Source organism: Pseudomonas sp. G11 (assembly GCF_029457515.1).
Classification (GTDB): Bacteria; Pseudomonadota; Gammaproteobacteria; order Pseudomonadales; family Pseudomonadaceae; genus Aquipseudomonas; species Aquipseudomonas gorinensis.
Map to the genome: position 1 here is coordinate 2,095,073 of NZ_CP120377.1, position 23,056 is coordinate 2,118,128.

Consider the following 23,056-nt stretch of genomic DNA (forward strand, 5'->3'; position numbering starts at 1 on the left):
GGCTTTAACATGAGTGGCAACTTCCTCGCCCTGGCGCAGCCGGGCGTGCAACAACTGTCGCCTTACGTTCCGGGCAAGCCTGTGGACGAGTTGGCGCGTGAGTTGAACCTGGACCCGGCGAAGATCGTCAAGCTGGCGAGTAACGAGAACCCACTGGGTCCGAGCCCCAAGGTATTGGCGGCGATTCGTGAAGAACTGGCCGAACTGACCCGTTATCCGGATGGCAACGGGTTTGCCCTCAAGTCCTTGCTGGCGCAAAAGTGCCGGGTCGAGCTGAACCAGGTCACCCTGGGCAATGGTTCCAACGACATCCTTGAGCTGGTGGGGCGTGCCTATCTGGCACCTGGCTTGAACGCGGTGTTCAGCGAACACGCATTTGCGGTCTACCCGATCGTCACTCAGGCCGTCGGTGCCGAGGCGCGTGTGATTCCTGCCAAGGATTGGGGTCACGACCTGCCAGCGATGCTGGCAGCCATCGACGCCCAGACTCGCGTGGTTTTTATCGCCAACCCGAACAACCCGACCGGTACCTGGTTCGACGCGCAGGCGTTGAATGACTTCCTGCAAGACGTGCCTGAGCACGTGCTGGTTGTTCTGGACGAAGCCTATATCGAGTACGCCGAGGGCAGTGACCTGCCGGACGGCCTGGATTTCCTGGCGGCCTACCCGAACCTTCTGGTGTCGCGCACCTTCTCCAAGGCTTACGGCCTGGCGTCTCTTCGGGTCGGCTACGGCCTGTCGACGGCGGTCGTCGCTGATGTGCTGAACCGCGTGCGCCAACCTTTCAACGTCAACAGCCTCGCCCTGGCGGCGGCCTGTGCGGCGGTGCAGGATACCGAGTACCTGGAAGAAGGGCGCCGCACCAACGAAAGCGGCATGCTGCAATTGCAGGAAGGCTTCCGTGAGTTGGGCCTGGGCTGGATTCCGTCCAAGGGCAACTTCATCTGCGTCGACCTCGGCCAAGTGGCCGCGCCAATCTTCCAGGGCCTGCTGCGCGAAGGCGTGATCGTTCGCCCGGTGGCCAACTACGGCATGCCGAATCACCTGCGTATCACCATTGGCTTGCCGGCTGAAAACAGTCGCTTCCTGGAGGCGCTGGCCAAGGTTCTGGCTCGTGGTTGATGTCACTGCATTGCAACCTGTTGTGCCTATGATCGGTCGCCTGGTGGTGGTCGGCCTGGGTTTGATCGGTGGTTCCTTCGCCAAGGGCCTGCGTGAAAGTGGATTGTGTGGCGAAGTGGTGGGTGTGGACCTCGACCCGCAATCGCGCAAGCTGGCGGTAGAACTGGGCGTCGTGGATCGCTGCGAGGCGGACCTGGCGCTCGCGTGCCAGGGCGCGGACGTGATCCAGCTCGCCGTGCCGATCCTGGCCATGGAAAAACTGCTGGCGCTGTTGGCCGGCATGGACCTGGGCCAGGCGATCCTGACGGACGTCGGCAGTGCCAAGGGCAATGTGGTGCGTGCAGCGCAACAGGCCTTTGGCGGCATGCCGTCGCGTTTTGTACCGGGCCATCCGATTGCCGGTTCCGAGCAGAGCGGGGTGGAAGCCTCCAATGCGCAGCTGTTCCGCCGCCATAAAGTGATCTTGACGCCGCTGGAGCAAACCGACCCGGCCGCGCTGGCCGTGGTGGATCGTCTCTGGCGTGAGTTGGGGGCGGATGTGGAGCATATGCAGGTCGAGCGCCACGACGAAGTGCTGGCGGCGACCAGTCACCTGCCTCATCTGCTGGCGTTTGGCTTGGTGGATTCGCTGGCCAAGCGCAACGAGAACCTGGAAATTTTCCGCTACGCCGCGGGTGGCTTCCGCGATTTTACGCGGATTGCCGGCAGCGACCCGGTGATGTGGCACGACATCTTTCTCGCCAATCGCGAAGCGGTGTTGCGCACCTTGGACACCTTTCGCAGTGACCTCGACGCCTTGCGCGACGCGGTGGATGCCGGGGATGGCCATCAATTATTGGGCGTGTTCACCCGTGCGCGGGTGGCACGTGAACATTTCAGCAAGATCCTGGCGCGCCGGGCCTATATGGAAACCGCAGTGAACGCCGATGACCTGACTTTCATCGCCAACCCGGGTGGCCGCTTGAGCGGGCGCATCCGGGTGCCGGGTGACAAGTCGATCTCCCATCGTTCGATCATGCTCGGTTCGTTGGCCGAGGGCGTGACGGAAGTCGAGGGGTTCCTTGAGGGCGAGGATGCCTTGGCGACTTTGCAGGCGTTTCGCGACATGGGCGTGGTGATTGAAGGGCCGCACCATGGGCGCGTGACTATCCATGGTGTGGGGCTGCATGGCTTGAAGCCGGCGCCAGGGCCGATCTATCTCGGCAATTCCGGCACTTCGATGCGACTGCTGTCCGGCTTGCTGGCGGCGCAGCGCTTCGACAGCGTCCTGACCGGCGATGCTTCGCTGTCCAAGCGCCCGATGAGCCGCGTGGCCAAGCCGTTGCGGGACATGGGCGCGGTGATCGAGACCGGACCGGAAGGGCGTCCGCCGTTGACCATTCGCGGCGGGCAGACGCTGAAAGGCCTGGCCTATGCGATGCCGATGGCGAGTGCGCAGGTCAAATCCTGCCTGTTGCTTGCCGGGCTGTATGCCGAAGGTAAGACGTCGGTGACCGAGCCAGCGCCGACCCGTGACCATACCGAACGGATGCTGCGCGGCTTTGGATATCCGGTGGTGGTGGAGGGCGCGACGGCGTCGGTGGAATCAGGCCATGGGCTGACCGCTGCCCACATCGAGGTGCCGGGGGATATTTCGTCTTCGGCGTTTTTCCTGGTGGCGGCGTCGATTGCCGAGGGTTCCGAGTTGTTGCTGGAGCATGTGGGCATCAATCCGACGCGTACCGGTGTGATCGATATCCTGCGGCTGATGGGCGCAGATATCAGCCTCGAAAATCAGCGGGAAGTGGGCGGTGAGCCGGTGGCCGACCTACGGGTTCGTGCTGCTGTACTCAAGGGTATCGAGATTCCCGAGGCGCTGGTGCCCTTGGCGATCGACGAGTTTCCCGTGCTGTTTGTCGCCGCGGCTTGCGCCACTGGGCGAACCGTCTTGCGCGGTGCCGAGGAGCTGCGGGTCAAGGAGTCTGACCGCATCCAGGTCATGGCCGATGGTCTGCTGGCGCTGGGCGTGAAGTGTGAACCCACCCCTGATGGGATTATCATTGAGGGTGGCCCGATGGGGGGTGGTGAAGTCCATGCCCACGGCGATCATCGGATTGCCATGGCGTTCAGCGTGGCGTCCCTGCGGGCGACGGCGCCGATTCGTATCCGTGACTGCGCCAATGTAGCTACATCTTTTCCGAACTTTCTTACACTGTGTGCCCAAGTCGGCATCCGTGTTGCCCAAGAGGCTCAATTGTGAATATCAAAGCACCGGTGATTACCATCGACGGGCCAAGCGGCTCGGGCAAAGGCACGATCGCCGGCATCCTGGCCAAGCGCCTCGGCTGGTGCCTGCTGGACTCCGGCGCGCTGTACCGCCTGCTGGCATTTGCCGCACGCAACCATGGCGTCGACCTGACCAACGAAGAATCCCTGAAACTGCTGGCGGCGCATCTCGATGTGCAGTTCGTCGGCGCGACGGAAGGTCATCCGCAGCGCATCATCCTGGAAGGCGATGATGTGACCGACGACCTGCGTAATGAACAAGTCGGTTCCTGGGCTTCCCAGGTCGCCGCGCTGCCGGCCGTACGCGATGCACTGCTGCAGCGCCAGCGGGCATTCCAGGAGCCACCGGGCCTGGTGGCAGACGGTCGCGACATGGGGACCGTGGTGTTTCCTGAGGCACCGCTGAAGATTTTCCTGACCGCCAGTGCCGAGGAACGTGCTCGCCGCCGCTACTTGCAGTTGAAGGGCAAAGTCGATGGTGTTAGTCTGTCGAGTCTGCTAGATGAGATCCGTGCACGCGATGAGCGTGATACCCAGCGCGCAGTAGCCCCGCTCAAACCGGCGGCTGATGCCATACAGCTGGATTCCACGGAGTTGTCCATCGAGCAGGTGCTGGAACGCATCTTGAGTGAAATCGCCATTCGCGATATCGCCGGGTGATCAAGAAGGCCGCAGGGGACCAGTCATAGTCCTGCGGTGGCTTCTTTTAACTGAAACTGACCCACACCGTCTGGGGTGTGGAGATGGGCGTATTCTTCGCCCTTATCAACAGGAATTAAAATGAGCGAAAGCTTTGCGGAACTCTTTGAAGAAAGCCTAAAAACCCTGAACCTTCAGGCAGGCTCCATCATCACCGGTGTTATCGTTGATATCGATTACCAAGCTCGCTGGGTAACCGTTCACGCTGGTCTGAAGTCTGAAGCTCTGATCCCGCTGGAACAGTTCTACAACGATGCTGGTGATCTGACAATCAATGTCGGTGACGAAGTTCACGTTGCTCTGGACTCGGTTGAAGACGGTTTCGGTGAAACCAAGCTGTCCCGTGAAAAAGCCAAGCGCGCTGAATGCTGGATTGTTCTCGAAGCAGCCTTCGCAGCTGAAGAAGTGGTCAAGGGCGTTATCAACGGTAAGGTTAAAGGCGGCTTCACAGTCGACGTTAACGGCATCCGTGCGTTCCTGCCAGGTTCTTTGGTCGACGTTCGTCCAGTGCGCGACACCACGCACCTGGAAGGCAAAGAACTCGAATTCAAAGTCATCAAGCTCGACCAGAAGCGCAACAACGTTGTCGTTTCCCGTCGCAGCGTGCTGGAAGCAGAGAACTCCGCCGAGCGTGAAGCTCTGCTGGAATCCCTGCAGGAAGGCCAACAAGTCAAAGGTATCGTCAAAAACCTCACCGACTACGGCGCATTCGTCGACCTCGGCGGCGTGGATGGCCTGCTGCACATTACCGACATGGCTTGGAAGCGTATCAAGCATCCTTCCGAAATCGTCAACGTTGGCGACGAGATCGATGTCAAGGTTCTGAAATACGATCGCGAGCGCAACCGTGTTTCCCTGGGCCTGAAGCAACTGGGTGAAGACCCATGGGTTGCTATCAAAGCCCGTTACCCAGAAAGCACTCGCGTCACCGCGCGTGTAACCAACCTGACCGACTACGGCTGCTTCGCAGAGCTGGAAGAAGGCGTGGAAGGCCTGGTACACGTTTCCGAAATGGACTGGACCAACAAGAACATCCACCCTTCGAAAGTCGTACAAGTCGGCGACGAAGTGGAAGTTATGGTTCTGGACATCGACGAAGAGCGTCGTCGTATCTCCCTGGGCATCAAGCAGTGCAAATCTAACCCATGGGAAGATTTCTCTGGCCAGTTCAACAAGGGCGATAAAATCTCCGGCACCATCAAGTCGATCACCGATTTCGGTATCTTCATTGGTCTGGACGGCGGCATCGACGGCCTGGTTCACCTGTCCGACATCTCCTGGAACGAAGTGGGCGAAGAAGCTGTTCGTCGCTTCAAGAAGGGCGACGAGCTGGACACCGTTATCCTGTCGGTTGACCCAGAGCGCGAGCGCATCTCCCTGGGTATCAAGCAGCTGGAAAGCGATCCGTTCTCCGAGTACGTTCAAGAGAACGACAAAGGCGCAATCGTTAAAGGCATCGTGAAAGAAGTTGACGCTAAAGGCGCCATCATCACTCTCGCCAACGATATCGAAGCGACTCTGAAAGCCTCCGAAATCAGCCGTGACCGCGTTGAAGACGCGCGCAACGTTCTGAAAGAAGGCCAGGAAGTAGAAGCCAAGATCATCAGCGTTGATCGTAAGAGCCGCGTGATCCAGCTCTCCATCAAGTCGAAAGACGAAGTGGAAGAGAAAGAAGCTATCCAGAGCCTGAAAGCTGCTCCGGAAGCTGAAAAAGGCGAGACCACCATGGCCTCCCTGCTGCGCGAAGCAATGGCTAAGCAGAACTAAGTTCTGTAACGCTATAAAAAGGGGCGACTTCGGTCGCCCCTTTTTTTGCCTGAAATTTGTTGAATCAACCATCTAGAACCAAGACGTGTTGGCGGCGGTCTGAAGTGACTATAGTCTTCAGAAGCGATCCCCGTGTTGCTGACTCAATAAGGATTTGGATGAACAGGCTTATCGTCATATGTGCAGTGGTAATGCTTGCAGGCTGCTCCGCCACCAGCGCCAAGACCCACGCCAAGCGCGGTGCCAGCGGTATCGAGGTCGACTGCTCGGGCCTTGGCAACAACTGGGATAAGTGCGAGAAGCGCGCCGCCCGTGAGTGCAAGATGCAGGGCTACAAGGTGATCACCCGGTCCAGTGACGCCAAGGATGAGGGGGGTGACTATCTGTTCGGCTGGAACCCGGCAGGGGCGGTGACTCGGACGATGTTGGTGATCTGCAATTGAGGGCGCAATGGAGGTCTTGCGGCTGTTTATCCATCCTGGAGATAGTTTGATACATGGGCTGTTCAAATTCATCAAGTCATGCTAAAACCTTCGAAGCGCTTTTCCTAGCTGCTTGAAAAAGAAGGGAAAAATATGACGAAGTCGGAGTTGATCGAACGAATTGTCACCCATCAAGGGCTGCTCTCATCCAAGGATGTAGAGCTGGCTATCAAGACTATGCTTGAACAGATGTCGCAGTGCCTAGCTACCGGCGATCGGATTGAGATCCGTGGGTTTGGGAGCTTTTCGCTGCATTATCGTGCGCCTCGTGTAGGTCGTAATCCTAAAACAGGTCAGTCCGTCAGCCTAGATGGGAAGTTTGTGCCTCATTTCAAGCCGGGGAAGGAATTGCGGGATCGGGTGAATGAGGATGAGGAAGAGGGCGTTTGATCGACTTTCAGGAGAACGTGATGCTAAGAGCCAGGCGCTTTTTAGTGGTTGTATCTGTTTTATTCTTCGCGCTCGGCGTTGTTTTTTTTGTGCTGGAAAATCAGCAAGGTACGACACTGTCATTTTTCGGCTGGTCTACCGTTGAGCTGCCTGTTTCGGTTTTTACGACCTTGGCGCTAGTGGTGGGGATGATCATTGGCCCGATGTTGGGGTTGGTAGTCGGTCTTAAGAAAGCTCGCCCGAAGACCTGATGCGGTTTGCAGAATACTGTCCTTATGGTCTGGGTGGCCCAGTAGAAGGTCGAGGCGCCCATCCTGTTTTTATGAGAGGGGGCTTTTACTCGTTTAATGGGGTTATTGAGCTTCTATCTGTATGAAATATTTCGCCGTTCCAGGACAGTGGCCGGTCAGCGTTACTCCCCTTCGTGGTGCGGGGATCGATCCCCATCCTCCTCATTGCCTTTAAGGTATATTGTTACGCATCCTGCATCAGTGTTCGCTTTTGACTTTAAGGATGCAGGCCTTAAAATAGCCACCAATTTCCATGCCCTTCATTTTTAACTGCACCACACAAAGCTTATTTTTCGGCTGTTTGCTAACAAGCTTCGACGTTTTCCTTGAACCTCTTCACTGTTGAGCATTCCGGGGCGGCATGTTGGCTTTGTTGGTCTGCAGGCATTGAGGTGAGTGGCCGACTAGAAGCTTGTCGTGCTGTGCGTGTTGCTTAGGACTTAATATGTTCAGCGGAAAAACGCTTCTTATCACCGGTGGCACCGGTTCATTCGGCAACGCCGTCCTAAAGCGCTTCCTCGACAGTGATATTGCAGAAATCCGCATCTTCAGTCGCGATGAGAAGAAGCAGGATGACATGCGCAAGCGCTACGCCGACACCAAGCTCAAGTTCTACATAGGTGATGTGCGCGACTATCAAAGTGTGCTCAATGCCACGCGGGGTGTGGACTACATTTTCCACGCGGCCGCACTGAAGCAGGTGCCTTCCTGTGAGTTTCATCCGATGGAAGCGGTCAAGACCAACATTATCGGCACTGAGAATGTCCTGGAGGCCGCTATCCAGAACACGGTCAAGCGAGTGGTTTGCCTGAGTACCGACAAGGCTGTCTACCCTATCAATGCCATGGGTATCTCCAAGGCGATGATGGAAAAAGTTATGGTTGCAAAGTCCCGTAATGTGAATGATGCCAAGACCGTTATCTGCGGTACCCGCTACGGTAATGTGATGGCTTCACGGGGCTCTGTCATTCCTTTGTTCATTGAGCAGATTCGTGCAGGTAACGCACTGACGTTGACTGATCCAAACATGACTCGCTTCATGATGACGCTGGCGGATGCTGTCGATCTGGTGTTGTATGCTTTCGAGCACGGTCGCAATGGCGATCTTTTTGTTCAGAAAGCACCTGCTGCGACCGTCGAGACCTTAGCCAAGGCACTGACTGCAATGGTCGGCAGACCTGAGCACCCCATCCAGATCATCGGCACTCGCCATGGCGAAAAACTCTTTGAGGCGTTGTTGAGTCGTGAAGAAATGGCCTGCGCTGATGACAAGGGAGATTACTACCGCATTCCCCCCGATCTGCGTGACTTGAACTACTCAAAATTTGTAGAGCAGGGTGAAGAAAAGATCTCCCGTACCGAAGACTACAACTCCCATAACACTGAGCGGCTGGATGTAGCTGGCATGCAACAGTTGCTGCTCAAACTTGAGTTCATGCAAGCGATCCAGCGTGGCGAACTCGCTACGCCGGAGGAATGAGTGATGAAGGTACTGATCACCGGAGCCAACGGTTTTGTCGGCAAGAACCTGATTGCGCATTTGAGCGAGCGTAGTGATATCGAAGTTGTCGCATTTACCCGTGATAACAGCATCGCACAACTGCCAGCGTTGGTTGCCGAGGTGGATTTTGTATTCCACCTGGCAGGCGTCAATCGGCCGCAATCGTCCGATGAGTTCAAAGTGGGCAACACTGACCTCACGCTGGCGCTATGTGAGGCCATCAAGGAAAGTGGCAAGCTCACTCCGGTGCTCTACACCTCGTCGACGCAGGCTGGCCGTGATAATCCCTACGGTGTCAGCAAGTTGGCTGCTGAGCACGCATTGCACGATCTACAGGCGAACTACGGGGCCAGGGTGCATGTCCTGCGCCTGCCCAATGTGTTCGGTAAGTGGGCGCGACCTGACTACAACTCGGCCGTGGCGACTTTTTGCCACAACATCACCCGAGGCCTGCCGATCCAGGTCAATGATCGACAAGCGATGGTCAGCCTGGTTTACATCGACGATGTCGTCGACTGTTTTATCCAGATAATGGACTCGAGTCTACATCACGGCTCTGAGGCTCAGGTGAGCCCGGTTTACAGCATTTCCGTCGGGGAGCTGGCGGATCAGTTGTACGCGTTTCGCGACAGCCGCGACACGTTGATCAGTGAGGCCGTTGGTACAGGCTTGGTGCGAGCGCTCTACTCAACCTACGTCAGTTACCTGCCCGTAGAGCAATTCACTTATGACGTTCCGAAGTATGGCGACCCGCGCGGTGTTTTCGTTGAAATGCTGAAGACCAGGGACAGTGGGCAGTTTTCCTACTTCACCGCGCACCCTGGCGTCACACGTGGTGGTCATTACCACCACAGCAAGACAGAAAAATTTCTGGTAATCAAAGGCAAGGCCTGCTTCCGTTTTCGCCATATCGTATCGGGTGAATTCCATGAGCTGTTCACTCAGGGTGAACAGCCTCGGGTGGTGGAGACGGTGCCTGGTTGGACTCATGACATTACCAATGTCGGCGAAGACGAAATGATCGTCATGCTCTGGGCTAACGAGATTTTTGATCGTGAGCGGCCAGACACCTTTGTGATGCCGGTGGCTACTCAAGCTTGAGCATGGGTGCATCAGGCAATGCATGGTGCGAACAGCTCCGATGCCAATGATTCTGGAAGAGTGTTGAAATGAAAAAGCTGAAAGTTGTCACGGTCGTGGGGACTCGTCCCGAAATCATTCGCTTGTCGCGGGTGATTGCCAAGCTGGATGAACACTGTGAACACATCCTGGTGCATACCGGGCAGAACTACGATTACGAATTGAACGAGATTTTTTTCCAGGATCTCGGTATTCGTAAGCCCGATCATTTTCTCAATGCAGCGGGCGCGAGTGGTGCGCAAACGATCGGCAACGTGATCATTGCGGTGGACCAGGTGCTGGAAGAGGTGAAGCCAGAAGCCCTTCTGATTCTCGGCGACACCAACAGCTGCATGGCGGTGATTCCGGCCAAACGCCGTAAAATCCCGACATTTCACATGGAAGCAGGCAATCGCTGTTTTGACATGCGTGTTCCTGAAGAGATCAATCGCCGCATCGTTGATCACACCGCAGACATCAACCTGACCTATAGCAGCATCGCGCGTGATTACCTGCTGAGCGAAGGATTGCCGCCGGATAGGGTGATCAAGACCGGTAGCCCTATGTTTGAAGTGCTTAATTATTACCGTGATGGCATCGAAACGTCGGATGTACTAGGGCGGCTCAGTCTGGAAGCCGGCAAGTTTTTCGTGGTGAGTGCCCACCGTGAAGAAAACATTGATTCCGACAAAAACTTTATCAAGTTGGTCGGCGTGTTGAACACCGTTGCTGCCCAGTATGATTTGCCGGTGATCGTGACCACGCACCCTCGTACGCAAAAGCGCGTTGACGCGATGGGCGTAACCTTTCACAAGAATGTGCAATTGCTCAAGCCGCTGGGGTTCAAGGACTACAACAAACTGCAACTGACGGCCAAGGCGGTGCTATCGGACAGTGGCACCATCAACGAAGAGTCATCGATCCTCAATTTCCCTGCACTGAATCTGCGTGAGGCCCATGAGCGGCCTGAAGGGATGGAGGAGGCGGCGGTCATGATGGTCGGACTGGAAGTTGAGCGCGCCCTGCAAGGCCTGCAGCTCCTGGAAAGCCAGGCAACTGGGGCGGAGCGGACGTTGCGGTTGGTTGCCGATTACAGCATGCCAAATGTTGCCGAAAAGGTTGTGCGGATCATCCATAGCTATCGTGACTACGTTATGCGCACTGTATGGAAGCAATATTGATTGGATAGCCTCTCCCAGGAAAAACCACTGAAGATTCTGGTGGTGACCCAGTATTTCTGGCCCGAGAACATGCGTATCAACAACATGGTCGAAGGCTTTGTCGCCAAAGGTCATGATGTGACGGTGCTCACGGGTCTACCTAATTACCCGGAAGGGCAGATTTTTGCCGATTTTCGGAGTGATCCTACGCAGTTTTCCAATTATCAGGGAGCCCATGTGATCAGGGTGCCGATGTTGGTGCGAGGTAAGGGCAATTTCACGCTGGCCATGAATTACCTCTCGTTTTTCAGCAGTGCCTCAGTCATTGGCAGTTACAAACTGCGTGGTCAGTCGTTCGACTCCATCTTTGTGTATGGCGTGTCGCCTATCATGGGGGCGATCCCTGCTCTGTTGCTTGGGCGATTGAAAAGGGCTCCGGTACTCATATGGGTGCTGGATCTTTGGCCGGAAAGCCTTAGGGCGGTTGGGGTTGTCGAAAGCCCGAAATTGCTTGGACTGGTTGGCAAGGTGGTGTCCTGGATCTACAACCGTACTGATTACCTGTTGTTGCAGTCGCGTTCGTTTGACCAGAACGTCAAGGAGTACTGCACACGTGCAATTGGCGCCGATCGGTTGGTGTATTTCCCTAGTTGGGCCGAGGATGAGTTTTCCGGAGAGGTGCAGGGACCTTCGGATCTACTGCAGCGTGACGATGCCGTATTTACGATCCTTTTCGCCGGTAACATCGGCGATGCTCAGGATTTTCCAGCCATCATGGCCGCAGTCAAGGCTGTCGAAGCCGATCTGCCTGTACGCTGGGTGATTGTGGGGGATGGTCGGGCAAGTCAATGGCTGACCAAACATGTGGCGGAAAACCGCATGGACAACGTGATGCTGCTTGGTAGGCATCCCTTGGAAAAAATGCCGGCGCTGTTCGCCGTCGCGGACGCCTTGCTGGTTTCGTTGAGGACTAATGATGTTTTCGAGAAAACCATTCCAGGCAAGGTTCAGGCTTACCTGGCTTCGGGGAAACCCGTAATTGCCATGATTGACGGCGAAGCGGCCAAAGTCGTTGTAGAGTCCGGTGCGGGAATGGTGTGTGGTTCGGGCGATGCTCAAGGATTGGCGCGTATCGTGCGCACCATGGGCGTCTTACCCAAGTCCGAGCTTGAGAACATGGGCCTGCAGGGCAGACGTTACTACCTTGAGCATTTTTCCAAGGACACTTTGTTCGACCGTCTTGAGGCGCTATTTAGAAAAGCGACCTTGAGGCGTAATGATCGATGACCAGAACCCTTTGCTCATCAATGCGGTTCATGACGGCGAAGCGTTACCTGTGTAAAGCGCCTGTCAGGTCTAACCAGCCCTTTTGCCCGTATCTGTTTCAGGAATTGTTTGCGAAATGACCATCTGGTTTGTGTTTGCCGCAGTACTCCTAGCGTCGCTTCTGTTGACCTGGGTACTGCGTCGCTATGCTTTATCGCGTAGCTTGATGGACATTCCCAATGGTCGCAGTTCGCACTCTGTTCCCACGCCGCGAGGAGGGGGGGTCGCAATCGTGCTGACTTACCTGGTGGTGTTGGTGCTCGTGGCGCTTGCCGGCTGGGTCAGTTGGAGTGCTGCATGGCCATTGCTGGGGGCGGGAGTATTGATCGCCGTGGTTGGGTTTCTCGATGATCACGGCCATATAGCTGCCCGTTGGCGTCTATTGGCCCATTTCGGCGCCGCCATTTGGGCGTTGTGTTGGATGGGAGGGCTGCCCACGATCAGCCTGAGCGGGGTTGAATTGGACCTCGGGTGGTTCGGGCATGTGCTGGCGGCTCTGTATTTGGTCTGGATGCTGAACTTGTACAACTTCATGGATGGTATTGACGGCATTGCCAGCGTCGAGGCCGTCTGCGCTTGTTCAGGGGCGTGCTTGGTGTACTGGCTGACAGGACTGGAAAGTCTCATGCTCGCACCGATGTTGTTGGCGGTCGCCGTGCTTGGATTTTTGTACTGGAACTTTCCCCCCGCGCGCATTTTCATGGGCGATGCGGGGAGTGGCTTCTTGGGGGGCGTGATCGGCGTGTTGTCACTGCAAGCGGCCTGGGTGGCCCCTCAGATGCTGTGGGTGTGGCTGATTTTGCTGGGCGTATTTGTTGTTGATGCCACCTTCACCTTGGGGCGACGCCTGTTGCGGGGGGATAAGGTATATGAAGCGCACCGCAGTCATGCCTATCAGTATGCATCGCGCCAGGCCGGGCGCCACTTGCCAGTGACGCTGACGGTGATGGCGATCAATCTATTGTGGTTGCTGCCTATCGCTCTCTTCGTTGGCTTGGGCTTTGACGGTGTTATTGGGCTACTGGTGGCGTATGTTCCGCTTATAGTGTTGGCGATCAAGTTTCATGCGGGCGAGTTGGAAAAAGTGTGATTGTTGGTTGGGGCTGGTGTTTGAAAAGGTTGCTGCACACGTACGTGACTGCCATTTTTTGCTGGCAGTACTAGGGACTGAGGTATAAAAGGGTTTATGGATAGTCTACGTGCCCGATTAGTGGGCTTGCCGCGCAGGCATAAACGTTTCTTGCAAGTAGTGACCGACATCGTCCTGGTGTGGGGGGCACTGTGGCTGGCATTTGTCGTTCGCCTGGGGTTTGATGACCTTAACAATCCCTTCGTAGTTCATTTTTGGCTGTTTCTCAGCGCGCCGGTTATTGCCATCCCGCTATTTATCCACTTTGGCATGTACCGGGCGGTCATGCGTTATTTCGGCAATGACGCACTGATTGCAATCATCAAGGCCGTGAGCCTCTCTGCATTGTTGCTGGCGCTGGTGGTGTACTTGTACAGCAATCACCAGACGGTGGTGCCGCGTTCGATCGTATTCAACTATTGGTGGTTGAGCATGGTCATCATTGGCGGCCTGCGCCTGGCCATGCGTCAGTACTTTCAGGGCGACTGGTTTACCGCGGCGCAACACGTGCCGTTCACCAGTCGTGATGATGGTTTGACTAAGGTCGCTATTTACGGTGCCGGGGCTGCGGGTAATCAATTGGTGGCCGCCTTGCGGCTAGGGCGGGTAATGCGTCCGGTGGCCTTCATCGATGATGACAACGGGATCTCGGATCGCATCATCTCGGGGTTACAGGTGTACAAGCCCAAGCGGATCCAGCAGATGATCGATGAGACGGGCGCCGAAGAGCTGTTGCTGGCCATCCCGTCATCTACACGGGCTCGCCGTCGAGAGATACTGGGTTATCTGGAGGGATACCCGCTGCATGTGCGTAGTGTTCCCGGTTTCATGGATCTGGCCAGCGGTCGCGTCAAAGTCGATGACATCCAGGAAGTCGACATTGCCGACCTGCTGGGTAGGGACCCTGTACCTGCGCAGCCCGAACTGCTGGAGCGATGCATCAAGCACCGTGTCGTGCTGGTTTCTGGCGCGGGCGGTTCGATCGGGTCGGAGCTTTGCCGGCAGATTCTCACGCTGGAACCCACCAGCTTATTGTTGTTCGACCATAGTGAGTACAACCTCTACTGCATCCTTTCCGAACTTGAGCAGCGAGTTCAATCAGAATCGTTGAATGTGACGTTGCTACCCATCCTCGGTTCGGTGCGGCATCAGGACAAACTGCTGGAGGTCATGAACACCTGGTCAGTTGATACGGTCTACCATGCGGCAGCCTATAAGCATGTGCCCATGGTTGAGCACAATATTGCCGAGGGTATCCTCAATAATGTGATTGGCACCCTGAATACTGCGCAGGCCGCGTTGCGGGCGGGTGTCGAGAACTTTGTGCTCATTTCAACCGACAAGGCTGTGCGGCCAACCAACGTCATGGGCAGCACCAAGCGGTTGGCAGAGCTTGTGTTGCAAGCCTTGAGCAAGGAGTTGGCGCCGACGTTGTTTGGTGATGCATCGAATATCGCGCGCGTCAACAAGACCCGTTTCACCATGGTTCGCTTTGGCAACGTACTGGGTTCGTCAGGTTCAGTTATCCCGTTGTTTCATAAGCAGATCCAGGCGGGAGGCCCTTTGACGGTGACTCATCCGAAGATAACCCGCTATTTCATGACTATTCCCGAGGCGGCGCAACTGGTTATCCAAGCGGGCTCGATGGGGCAGGGGGGCGACGTTTTCGTGCTGGATATGGGTGAGCCTGTAAAGATCGTAGAGCTCGCAGAAAAGATGATTCATCTCTCGGGCCTGAGTATCCGCTCCGAGAAAAACCCGCACGGAGATATCCTGATTAGTTTCAGTGGGCTGCGTCCTGGTGAAAAGCTATATGAAGAGTTGTTGATTGGCGACAACGTGGCGCCAACCCGTCATCCAATGATCATGCGAGCCAATGAAGAGCTTCTGGGGTGGGAAGTACTCAAGGGTAGGTTGCAGGGGTTATTGACGGCTGTTGAGGAGGGCGATTTTGCGCTCGTCAGGCAACTCTTGAAAGACACCGTCAGTGGCTATAGCCCGGAAGGTGAAATCGTCGACTGGATGCACATTCAGCGACACCGCGAAGTCTGATCATCTTGTCAACGCCCTGATGGGCCTATGTGGGCCCATCAGGCGTCGCGTAAGGGAAAACTTTGGTTAAAGCTTCCAAAGCTTCTTGTTCAGTCTGAAGCTCGAAAGGTAGACGAACAGTCTCGATATGTTCATGAACCTATTAGGGCCTACGATGTAAAGAACAGCCTTTAGTAACGAGTTGATGACCTGAAGTTTTCCAGAATGATTTTGTGCATCACCAAACCCCGCCGATTTGTATGGCCCGCCTGTTTCGAACAAGTAGTTCTTTTTGGCAAATTGGTAGACGGGGCCGCTGGCATCGAAAGGCTCATGGCCAGCAGGCAGCTCATCCAGTACGCTGGCGTAGGCCCTTCTCAGCGTAGGCGAAATGTATTTCCCGTTGCTCATATAATCAAAGGCGTAGACTGCGCTGGAAGGAAAGGCTGAAAAGCTGGAGAGTCGTTCCTTGTAATAGAAACTGACTTCCAATAGGTCTTCACGTTTTTGCTCCCTTCCCGCAAATGCTCGCTTGCTCAAGAGCTCCGGATGTTTCTCGTCAAATGAACTGAAGTGGAAGAAAATCAACGGGAACTCCCCGTTTACCGTATAGCCTCCCTGGCCATCAGGGGACAGGGTGCGCTCATGGCTATTCCAAAAAGCCATGTTGTAGCCAAGATTGAACGATACGTGCAGGGTCGGGAAGAAGCATGGCGCGATGCTGACCCACTTCTGATCGGTCGATAGCCCGAATTGCGTTTCGAAATAGCAATGCTCCAGGCAGCGTTCATTCCACCACTGTAGAAAGCGTATCCCTTCTGGCGTATTGGAAACTGCGTAGAAGCCCAGGTTGAAGGAGCCAAAGCGAAGCATCCCGACATCACCCTCGACATGAGGCGTGACGTAGTGGGGCGTTAGAATGATGTCACGCTTACCGAGTTCGTCCCATAGGCCATCTAGGCGGCTGAATACGCACGTGTCGGGGTCAAGGAAGATAACCTTCTCGTGCTGCTCAAGCAGCTTCAAAGTGATCCAGGGCTTGAGGCTGGTGCTGAACTCCACGATGTCGTATTTGAAGGCGTAGTGCCGGACATCTGGCAATCCGATCTCTTCAACCCAATGGAACTCTGCCAGGTGAGTTGGGAGATCCATCTCGACCTTGCGATCAAAAATATAAATCTTCAGTTTAGGTTGACCGAATTTAACCAGCGACTCGGCCAGCACCAACGCTTTGGACAAGTAAGCTAAGTTACACACAGTAAAAATGGCTGAGCGCTCGACGGTCATGCCTTTTTCATCAGTCACGTTTAAATATTCCTAATGTATTGATTACCCTGACGAGGATCTGAGAAGTGCAATAGAGGGTCAGTAATCTTGTGATTCTGAGCGCGAAGCCGAACTGGCAGCTCATGAGCGCAGAAAAAATAAGTTTTAGGTTCGAGGATACCGTGTCTTTTATTCTGGACCATGAGTACGCCCGCATTGAATACGTGCGACCCGCAATACGGTAGCGGCTGTCAGCCTGCTCGGTGATATGGTCGAAGCCAGGTGTAGCTCCGCAGACGCCAATTCGGTAACCCTTGTTCAAGGAGTCCAGGCAGAGTTTATAATCCACGCTGTCGACAAAGTAGCTGCAATCCATCCAGTCAAGGGCTTTGAGTTTATCCAGGAAATAAAGACTGCCGCTGTTGATCAGTAGGGGCACGTCCCGTACTGACGCGCTTCCATCGGCCTTGAAAGCGATCGCGCTGAACGAATTGTAAGCGTCGAGGTTGTCGGTATAGTTTTTTTCGACATAGGTCAGTGTTTCTTCGTTGAATCCCGTGTCCTGATCAAAAAACAGAAGCGCCGAGTGGCCCCGCTGATAGGCATTGGCACATACTGTTGATATACCGATTCCCAGCCCCAGATTTTTACCACAGGTAAAATAGTGGATCTGCGGAGAATGTTCGGCAAATTCTCGCACGCTGGCATTATCAGGTGAATTGTCGAATATATAGACTTCAAACCCGTTTGCCGAAGTCAATTCAAGCCTGCGCAGTAATTCAACGCCGGCGTGATAGACAACAATCCCTACTGCAATCTTACGTGTCATGCCATACCTTTGATATGTGGAGCCGCCCGAACCAGGTCACGTTTAAACACTTAACCATTTGCTCTCTTTATCGCTCCATACTTTCACGACCCTAGCGGGGCTACCCACGGCGATGACGTTGCACGGGATATCTTTGGCGACGACGCTATTGGCACCGATGATAGACCCACTGCCAATGGAGGTGTTCGGCAATATGACGACATTGTCCCCGATCCATACGTTGTCGCCAATGGTCACAGGGCCACTGCTGGACAACTTTCGTTCGAAAGGTGTTTCGTAGGGGCTGGACTGGTCCTCCCCCGAGTATGAGCCGTGGGAGTGGTCTGTAATATGGATTTTGCTGCCCATCAAAACATTACTGCCGATGGTGACCCCATTACAGCACGCAATATGCAAGTGGTCGCTGGCAGAAAAATTCTCGCCAATTTCGATACAAGGTTGATAGGTGAAGCTGATGTATTGAGAGATGGCATGTAACCACAGCCCTTCACCAACTCTGAAGTTATTGCCTAATGTGATGTGTTCGAGGCCAAAAACCTTGGGGGCGCGGCCAAGGTACGCAAGACGCCCTGCTCTGGGCAAGATGCGAAGATGAATGAATGCACGCCATACCAATAGCATTCGACCTACCAGTAGCGGAATAATGAACAGATGGTGTTGCTTTAGTTTCTCAAGGACGTATGACACCGCAGTTTACTCGTGCTGGCATGCATTGACAGATAAAAGCTGAGTGCAAGGTAACCTAATCGCGTGGCGATGGGGGGGGATTACGCGTCCGCCGCAGGTACAGCTCGGCCAAGCCTTTGAGCAATGGTTGCGGAAAAACGGATATCACCATTACTATCCAGCCAGGGTAGTTCACCGCTAACCTCAAGACCTTCCGATACTCCCTGTAGACGCGGTAGTTTAACAACCCTCGCGACCTCAACGAAACCATGCCTTTGACAGTGAAAGCGCCTGACACTTCGCCAAAGCGCGTGCATGCCTTGAGCTTACTTGCGAGTGAATAACTGACAGGCAATGAGAGGATGAAGTTTACCCAACTAGTCAGGCCGATCTTGAAAATTTTGTCGGTGTGGGCCCAGCTGGTTTTGGTCAATCGCTGGTTTTCAAGTGACTTAATGGAGACTTGGTGTAGCCAGTGGATCATGAATGGGCGTCGTGCAATAGATTCGAAGATGATTCCCGTTTGTATGAAGTTGGAGTCGGTATAACGGGGGAAGTTGGCGCTCGCTATCATCGACTTATTATAGATCAGACAGCTCATGCAGCTCATCAAGCCGCCAAGATCTTCGAGTAATGTATCGGCATCCTGATAGGTGGTGCTTGGAATATCAATTTTCCCCACCAGATTGACCAGCACGGCATCGTATGTCTTATCGGTTGATAGCAGGTTCAAGACGGTTTCAATGTCTTTGGCATGGATTTTCGAAGTGTCACCTAGCAGCCAGGTGTATTCCGTAGTTGAAAGCAATAGTGCGTTTTGGAAGTTTAGGTCGGCTCCCAGGTTTTCACTGTTTCGTGAATAGTGCAGCAGGGGGTAATCGGCTTTCCACTTTTCAACGATCGTTGCCGTGTCGTCGGTCGAGGCGTTGTCCGATATAAATATTTGAATGTTGTGTTTTCTGAATGCTGGTATGTGCTCAGCCAAAGAACAGTCAAGAAAATCTGCACGGTTATACGTGGGCAGGGCGATCGATAACAACGGGTTAGGTTGCAGACTCATGGCGACGGCCTTTTGAATGATCGGAAAATCCAGTAAACCCATGGCAGGACAAGCAGGTAGGCACTGACGAAGCCGGAAAACAGGTATTCGAATGGAAGGTATTTTGCCGCCAGCCATGTCGTGATCGCCACATACAGCCCATTGCTCACCGATACCATCACGAGCGGCTCTTTTTTATGTGCTCTCATATAGATGGCCATCGCGTTGATGGTCAATTGCAGCAACCAGCCTACGCAGACCATCAACAAAGAGGGGGTCGGCAACAGACGGTTTTCTACGAGGGGATGGTCTTTCATAAACCAAGTGAAGGTAAACAGTGCCGCCATGCCTGCGACGTAAGTCATGATGGACAGCGAAATCCCTTTTTTGAAAATTCTATCCAGTTGCAGAGTATTGCTCTGCGCCGCGAAAATATTTATTTTTGGCGTGATAATGGTTATCCAGATATTGGCGATACTGAACATGGCCATACAAACAGCAATCGACAAGCCCACCTGGCCTGCTTGTACTGCGCCGTGATAGTTGAACGTGAGCGGTGTGAAAATCGATAGAACGAAGTATCCACTTATCCAGCTCAGTGCAAACCGCCACATGAGCGGCATGATTTCCTTGAACCATGGATGGCTATTTAGCCTGGCCAGCCTATACAGTTGACTGAGCATGGCCTTGTAGCGACGAAGGATGATCACGGAACCGGCCAGCGCGCTTGCCAATAAAGAAAGGGCCAGTGCATACAGGTTGGCGCCGGTGATCAGCAGACCGACGCTGACTAGGACACTGATGATGCTGATGTGAAAACGAATTTTTTGAATATCGCCTACGCTGTCGCAGCCCTCGATAAACGACAACGCAATGCTGTTGATAAAGACCAGGACTGATGCAGCCCCATAAAGCAGCCATGGGAGCTGCCAATTGAGGGCGACGTTCTTGCCACTTAGGATATAGTAGCCTATCGCAAGCACAGCGGGGAAAACGACCAGTGCCATCACGGTCGCCCACCTCATGGCAAAGGACAGCAGTGTCGCGAGGCGGCTGATATTTTCAGGGGGGCCAGAGAGTTCTTTCTGGCTATTGAATTTAAGGTGAGCGAACTCATGTGAGGCGAATAAAAGCAATACCGCAGAAAACCCCATGTCTGCAAACACGGCGAGTGCAGCCATACTGATAAACGTATACCAGTAGCCTTGCGCTTCAGGTGATAAATAGATTGGCACCAATATCAGCAGGGCTGGGCCCGAGAGCAGTCGCCAAAGCTGATTGATTGCAGTGTTGCGGAAGTCGTGATTGAGTATTTTTTTTAAATTCATTTGAAGAGTTGAGAACGTTCGATTTCATGTGTCAACCCATCAAGGGAGTTGAAGTGGGGTCGATAGCCCAATGTCGCTGCAACTTTGTTCTCGGAGTAGTAGTGCTGCTTGGTGCCGGTGGCATTGAGCGCTGGCGATGCGCCCTCGACAGTGAACTGCAGACCAAAATTTTCGTGAAGATGATTCAGGATTGAAAATTTATCGGTGGAGCCCTTTGTATAGCAATCGACGGCCAGATTGATATCACCACTAAACCTCAGCGTGTTGACTATCAAACCGTAAAAGTCGACGGGTGTTATGTAGTCGCGATATATATTAAGCGCTGACGTAGTCAATACGGTATTTTCATGAATAGCGCGCAGAGCGTCTGTGATGAAATAACGCGCACTCAAGTCCTGCGACCGGCTGAAATAATTGAACACCCGGACGTCAACAATGTTGTGGTCTGTATAAGTCCGATGACGTGCCTCGGCATAAAATTTTGCCACCGCATACCAATCCGTTGCTTTCAGGTTGTTTAGGTCGAATAAAGCAAGGCTTTGAGCATTTACGGGGGCGTCAAAGTTGCAACCATAGGCGGCACCGCTGCTCAGGAACAGGTAGCGGCACTTGTTATTGATTTTAAGATAGTCCAGTGCCAGCTTGTCATATTCATAGGTCACCTCAAAAATGGCTGAACCCATCTTCACCGCCAGAGCAGGATCGCCGATCCCGACAAAGTTGATAATCGCATCGAAATGGGTTTTGGTATTAAATTCGGCGTACTCGAAGACGTTGATTCTTCTCTGTTCTGCCAGCGTCAATCCGGACGCATCGAGTTTGTTCTTGTCGCGCAAAAACAGGCCCAGTGTGCAGTCTGTATCCGCCACCAGAGAGCGAGTCAGGTCTTTGGCAATTTGGCTGTTTGCGCCAAATATTGCGATATGCATCAGCGTGGCGTCCGTGGTTTTTCAGGCAGTTGTTCATCGATCGACCGGCCAAACTCAAGCCGAGGCCGACATTCCCGGGCGTCAGGCATCATCAATTCGATCAGTGCGGGCCGAGGTGACTCAACAAATGACCTGACCTGCGCCGTAAACGCATCGTGTGTGGTGGCCACTGAGGACTCAATGCCATAGGCCTCGCCTATGGCTTTGAACTGAGAAGTGTAGCCATTCCAGTAGGTCGACGAGTTGCGCCCCTCGAAATACATTTCCTGAAAGCCGCGAACCATTCCCAGCGAGTGGTTGTTGAATACGACCACCAGCACGGGCAGCCGGTCGCGCGCGATGATGTCCAGCTCTTGGATATTGAGCTGGGCACCACCATCGCCGGTGATGACGATCACAGGTTTTTGACCTGCGTTGCATACGCCTATGGCGGTTGGAATCGCAAAGCCCATGGTGCCCAGTCCACCGGAGTGATGCATGGATTGGTCACGGCTCAGGCGTAGTGTGTGGGCGGCCCACATCTGGTTATTGCCCACGTCGGCAACATAATCGACGGCGAGCCCTTTGGTCTGCTCGGCCAGAGCCGAAAAAATCACAAAGGGACTGACGGACCAGTCGGTGTACTCGTCGATGAAACTGCGCTCGAAATCAGTTCGTAACTGATCCGTCCACTCAGGCCATGCTGCGTTTTTCGGCAGGTTGGATATAGTGAACCCAGCGAAAAATGTGTTCAGGTCCATCACATGGGACGAATGCGCCTGAACCCGGTTGTTCAGTTGCCCTTCCATCAGGTCGATTTGTACGATCCTGGCCTTGCGCGCGAAGTCCTCGGGTTTTGCACCCGTTTGGCGAACATCCATGCGGCTGCCCAGTACCAGCAGGAAGTCACAGTTTTGCACTGCGTAATTGGCGGCGCGCGTACCATAAGCACCCAGCATTCCTAGGTAATTGGCACTTGCCGGAATCTTTTCCGCCCCTTTCAGGCTGGCGACAAAGGGAACTCCTGATGTTTCCAGTTGTTCGAGCCATTGCGCAAAGCTACGCGTATTGACTGCGCCCCCGCCCAGCAAGATCAACGGTCTCTGTGCGGATGCCAGAGCTCTGCCGACCGCCTCTATGTCAGATGTGTGCATCTTAGTCACAGCCTGTTCGGCCTGAGGGGCCAGCAACGCTTTCACCCGAGCGTCATCAATTTCGGCCCGCTGGATATCCATCGGAATATCCAGCAACACCGGGCCTGGGCGTCCTTTCCTGGCGATATCAATGGCTTCTTGCAAGCATGGGAGCAATTCGTCGACATGTCGGATCTGGTAAGCGTACTTGGTGATGCTGCTGACCAGCGCCACGCTGTCGAGCTCTTGGAAACCCTGCTGACGGATGTTTTTCTCGCCTTTGAGTTCGTAGGTGTTGACCTGGCCTGTCAGGAATACGCAGGGATGGCTGTCTAGCCAGCAATCGGCGATGCCGGTGATCAAGTTGGTGGCCCCCGGCCCGCTTGTGCCCAAGGCGACGCCGAGTATTTCGTGGTGGGTTGCACGCGCGACTGCGGACGCAGCAAACGCTGCTGCCTGCTCATGGTGAACAGAAACCAGCTTGGTCTTGCCCAACTGGTTGATGCTGTCAACCAGGTGCGTGATCATTCCGCCGATCAGTTCGTAACCATACAGAACCTTGTTCTGTGCAAGAACCAGCGCCACTGCATCCGATGCTTTCATCGT

20 protein-coding genes are annotated in these 23,056 nt (G+C 54.4%); 13 read left to right on the forward strand and 7 right to left on the reverse strand.

Annotated elements, in window-relative coordinates:
* Positions 1-9 precede the first annotated feature (9 nt).
* The 13 genes from hisC (at position 10) to P2T68_RS09655 (ending at position 15,302) form a co-directional block, all read left to right on the forward strand.
* Complete coding sequence (hisC, locus tag P2T68_RS09595; protein WP_024074154.1) at positions 10-1,122, forward strand: histidinol-phosphate transaminase; 1,113 nt, start codon at positions 10-12, stop codon at positions 1,120-1,122.
* A 28-nt stretch (positions 1,123-1,150) separates the two neighbouring features.
* The gene (locus P2T68_RS09600; RefSeq protein ID WP_277379742.1) at positions 1,151-3,361 is read left to right on the forward strand and encodes a bifunctional prephenate dehydrogenase/3-phosphoshikimate 1-carboxyvinyltransferase; all 2,211 of its coding nucleotides are present in this window, start codon (positions 1,151-1,153) and stop codon (positions 3,359-3,361) included.
* Positions 3,358-4,047 (forward strand): (d)CMP kinase, encoded by a 690-nt coding sequence (gene cmk / locus P2T68_RS09605; RefSeq protein WP_003172653.1) that lies wholly within the window; start codon positions 3,358-3,360, stop codon positions 4,045-4,047. Before P2T68_RS09600 ends, cmk begins: the two co-directional genes overlap by 4 nt.
* Positions 4,048-4,167: 120 nt before the next feature.
* On the forward strand, positions 4,168-5,853 hold the full coding sequence (gene rpsA, locus P2T68_RS09610) for a 30S ribosomal protein S1 (RefSeq protein ID WP_024074156.1): 1,686 nt from the start codon (positions 4,168-4,170) through the stop codon (positions 5,851-5,853).
* Between the two features lie 158 nt (positions 5,854-6,011).
* Entirely contained in the window at positions 6,012-6,296 is a 285-nt protein-coding gene (locus P2T68_RS09615; protein WP_024074157.1) for a hypothetical protein, read from the forward strand.
* 132 nt (positions 6,297-6,428) lie between these two features.
* Positions 6,429-6,725 carry an integration host factor subunit beta gene (gene ihfB / locus P2T68_RS09620; RefSeq protein WP_003218804.1) on the forward strand — a complete coding sequence of 99 codons (297 nt, stop codon included), beginning with the start codon at positions 6,429-6,431 and terminating at the stop codon, positions 6,723-6,725.
* Positions 6,722-6,976 carry a hypothetical protein gene (locus P2T68_RS09625; protein ID WP_346772497.1) on the forward strand — a complete coding sequence of 85 codons (255 nt, stop codon included), beginning with the start codon at positions 6,722-6,724 and terminating at the stop codon, positions 6,974-6,976. Before ihfB ends, P2T68_RS09625 begins: the two co-directional genes overlap by 4 nt.
* A gap of 484 nt (positions 6,977-7,460) precedes the next feature.
* Entirely contained in the window at positions 7,461-8,495 is a 1,035-nt protein-coding gene (locus tag P2T68_RS09630; protein ID WP_277379287.1) for a polysaccharide biosynthesis protein, read from the forward strand.
* Between the two features lie 3 nt (positions 8,496-8,498).
* Complete coding sequence (locus tag P2T68_RS09635; RefSeq protein WP_277379288.1) at positions 8,499-9,617, forward strand: capsular polysaccharide biosynthesis protein CapF; 1,119 nt, start codon at positions 8,499-8,501, stop codon at positions 9,615-9,617.
* A gap of 68 nt (positions 9,618-9,685) precedes the next feature.
* Positions 9,686-10,816, forward strand: a complete 1,131-nt coding sequence (wecB, locus tag P2T68_RS09640) for a UDP-N-acetylglucosamine 2-epimerase (non-hydrolyzing) (protein ID WP_277379289.1) — start codon at positions 9,686-9,688, stop codon at positions 10,814-10,816.
* Positions 10,817-12,082, forward strand: a complete 1,266-nt coding sequence (locus tag P2T68_RS09645; protein WP_277379290.1) for a glycosyltransferase family 4 protein — start codon at positions 10,817-10,819, stop codon at positions 12,080-12,082.
* A 115-nt stretch (positions 12,083-12,197) separates the two neighbouring features.
* Positions 12,198-13,211 carry a glycosyltransferase family 4 protein gene (locus P2T68_RS09650; RefSeq protein WP_277379291.1) on the forward strand — a complete coding sequence of 338 codons (1,014 nt, stop codon included), beginning with the start codon at positions 12,198-12,200 and terminating at the stop codon, positions 13,209-13,211.
* 96 nt (positions 13,212-13,307) lie between these two features.
* Positions 13,308-15,302, forward strand: a complete 1,995-nt coding sequence (locus tag P2T68_RS09655) for a nucleoside-diphosphate sugar epimerase/dehydratase (RefSeq protein ID WP_277379293.1) — start codon at positions 13,308-13,310, stop codon at positions 15,300-15,302.
* Positions 15,303-15,368: 66 nt separating this feature from the next.
* Here the strand turns inward: P2T68_RS09655 and P2T68_RS09660 are convergent, their stop codons facing one another.
* From P2T68_RS09660 to P2T68_RS09690, 7 genes are all read right to left on the reverse strand, one after another.
* Positions 15,369-16,586 carry a hypothetical protein gene (locus P2T68_RS09660; protein ID WP_277379294.1) on the reverse strand — a complete coding sequence of 406 codons (1,218 nt, stop codon included), beginning with the start codon at positions 16,584-16,586 and terminating at the stop codon, positions 15,369-15,371.
* Entirely contained in the window at positions 16,579-17,376 is a 798-nt protein-coding gene (locus P2T68_RS09665) for a glycosyltransferase (protein WP_277379295.1), read from the reverse strand. Before P2T68_RS09665 ends, P2T68_RS09660 begins: the two co-directional genes overlap by 8 nt.
* Before the next feature lie 42 nt (positions 17,377-17,418).
* Positions 17,419-17,997: an acyltransferase gene (locus P2T68_RS09670; RefSeq protein WP_277379296.1), complete on the reverse strand. Its 579-nt coding sequence runs from the start codon at positions 17,995-17,997 to the stop codon at positions 17,419-17,421.
* A 121-nt stretch (positions 17,998-18,118) separates the two neighbouring features.
* Entirely contained in the window at positions 18,119-19,102 is a 984-nt protein-coding gene (locus P2T68_RS09675) for a glycosyltransferase (protein WP_277379297.1), read from the reverse strand.
* The gene (locus P2T68_RS09680; RefSeq protein ID WP_277379298.1) at positions 19,099-20,409 is read right to left on the reverse strand and encodes a hypothetical protein; all 1,311 of its coding nucleotides are present in this window, start codon (positions 20,407-20,409) and stop codon (positions 19,099-19,101) included. The genes P2T68_RS09675 and P2T68_RS09680 overlap by 4 nt, the downstream gene beginning before the upstream one ends.
* On the reverse strand, positions 20,406-21,338 hold the full coding sequence (locus P2T68_RS09685; RefSeq protein WP_277379299.1) for an NAD-dependent epimerase/dehydratase family protein: 933 nt from the start codon (positions 21,336-21,338) through the stop codon (positions 20,406-20,408). The genes P2T68_RS09680 and P2T68_RS09685 overlap by 4 nt, the downstream gene beginning before the upstream one ends.
* The gene (locus P2T68_RS09690; RefSeq protein WP_277379300.1) at positions 21,338-23,053 is read right to left on the reverse strand and encodes a thiamine pyrophosphate-binding protein; all 1,716 of its coding nucleotides are present in this window, start codon (positions 23,051-23,053) and stop codon (positions 21,338-21,340) included. The genes P2T68_RS09685 and P2T68_RS09690 overlap by 1 nt, the downstream gene beginning before the upstream one ends.
* Positions 23,054-23,056 lie beyond the last annotated feature (3 nt).

Bases quoted from the DNA above. Each gene is read 5' to 3' on its own strand.
- P2T68_RS09690 (WP_277379300.1), bottom strand. From the start codon at position 23,053: ATGAAAGCATCGGATGCAGTGGCGCTGGTTCTTGCACAGAACAAGGTT.
- P2T68_RS09685 (WP_277379299.1), bottom strand. From the start codon at position 21,338: ATGCATATCGCAATATTTGGCGCAAACAGCCAAATTGCCAAAGACCTG.
- ihfB (WP_003218804.1), top strand. From the start codon at position 6,429: ATGACGAAGTCGGAGTTGATCGAACGAATTGTCACCCATCAAGGGCTG.
- wecB (WP_277379289.1), top strand. From the start codon at position 9,686: ATGAAAAAGCTGAAAGTTGTCACGGTCGTGGGGACTCGTCCCGAAATC.
- hisC (WP_024074154.1), top strand. From the start codon at position 10: ATGAGTGGCAACTTCCTCGCCCTGGCGCAGCCGGGCGTGCAACAACTG.
- P2T68_RS09680 (WP_277379298.1), bottom strand. From the start codon at position 20,409: ATGAATTTAAAAAAAATACTCAATCACGACTTCCGCAACACTGCAATC.
- P2T68_RS09630 (WP_277379287.1), top strand. From the start codon at position 7,461: ATGTTCAGCGGAAAAACGCTTCTTATCACCGGTGGCACCGGTTCATTC.
- P2T68_RS09635 (WP_277379288.1), top strand. From the start codon at position 8,499: ATGAAGGTACTGATCACCGGAGCCAACGGTTTTGTCGGCAAGAACCTG.
- P2T68_RS09665 (WP_277379295.1), bottom strand. From the start codon at position 17,376: ATGACACGTAAGATTGCAGTAGGGATTGTTGTCTATCACGCCGGCGTT.
- P2T68_RS09600 (WP_277379742.1), top strand. From the start codon at position 1,151: ATGATCGGTCGCCTGGTGGTGGTCGGCCTGGGTTTGATCGGTGGTTCC.
- P2T68_RS09675 (WP_277379297.1), bottom strand. From the start codon at position 19,102: ATGAGTCTGCAACCTAACCCGTTGTTATCGATCGCCCTGCCCACGTAT.
- P2T68_RS09615 (WP_024074157.1), top strand. From the start codon at position 6,012: ATGAACAGGCTTATCGTCATATGTGCAGTGGTAATGCTTGCAGGCTGC.
- P2T68_RS09670 (WP_277379296.1), bottom strand. From the start codon at position 17,997: ATGCTATTGGTATGGCGTGCATTCATTCATCTTCGCATCTTGCCCAGA.
- P2T68_RS09655 (WP_277379293.1), top strand. From the start codon at position 13,308: ATGGATAGTCTACGTGCCCGATTAGTGGGCTTGCCGCGCAGGCATAAA.
- rpsA (WP_024074156.1), top strand. From the start codon at position 4,168: ATGAGCGAAAGCTTTGCGGAACTCTTTGAAGAAAGCCTAAAAACCCTG.
- P2T68_RS09650 (WP_277379291.1), top strand. From the start codon at position 12,198: ATGACCATCTGGTTTGTGTTTGCCGCAGTACTCCTAGCGTCGCTTCTG.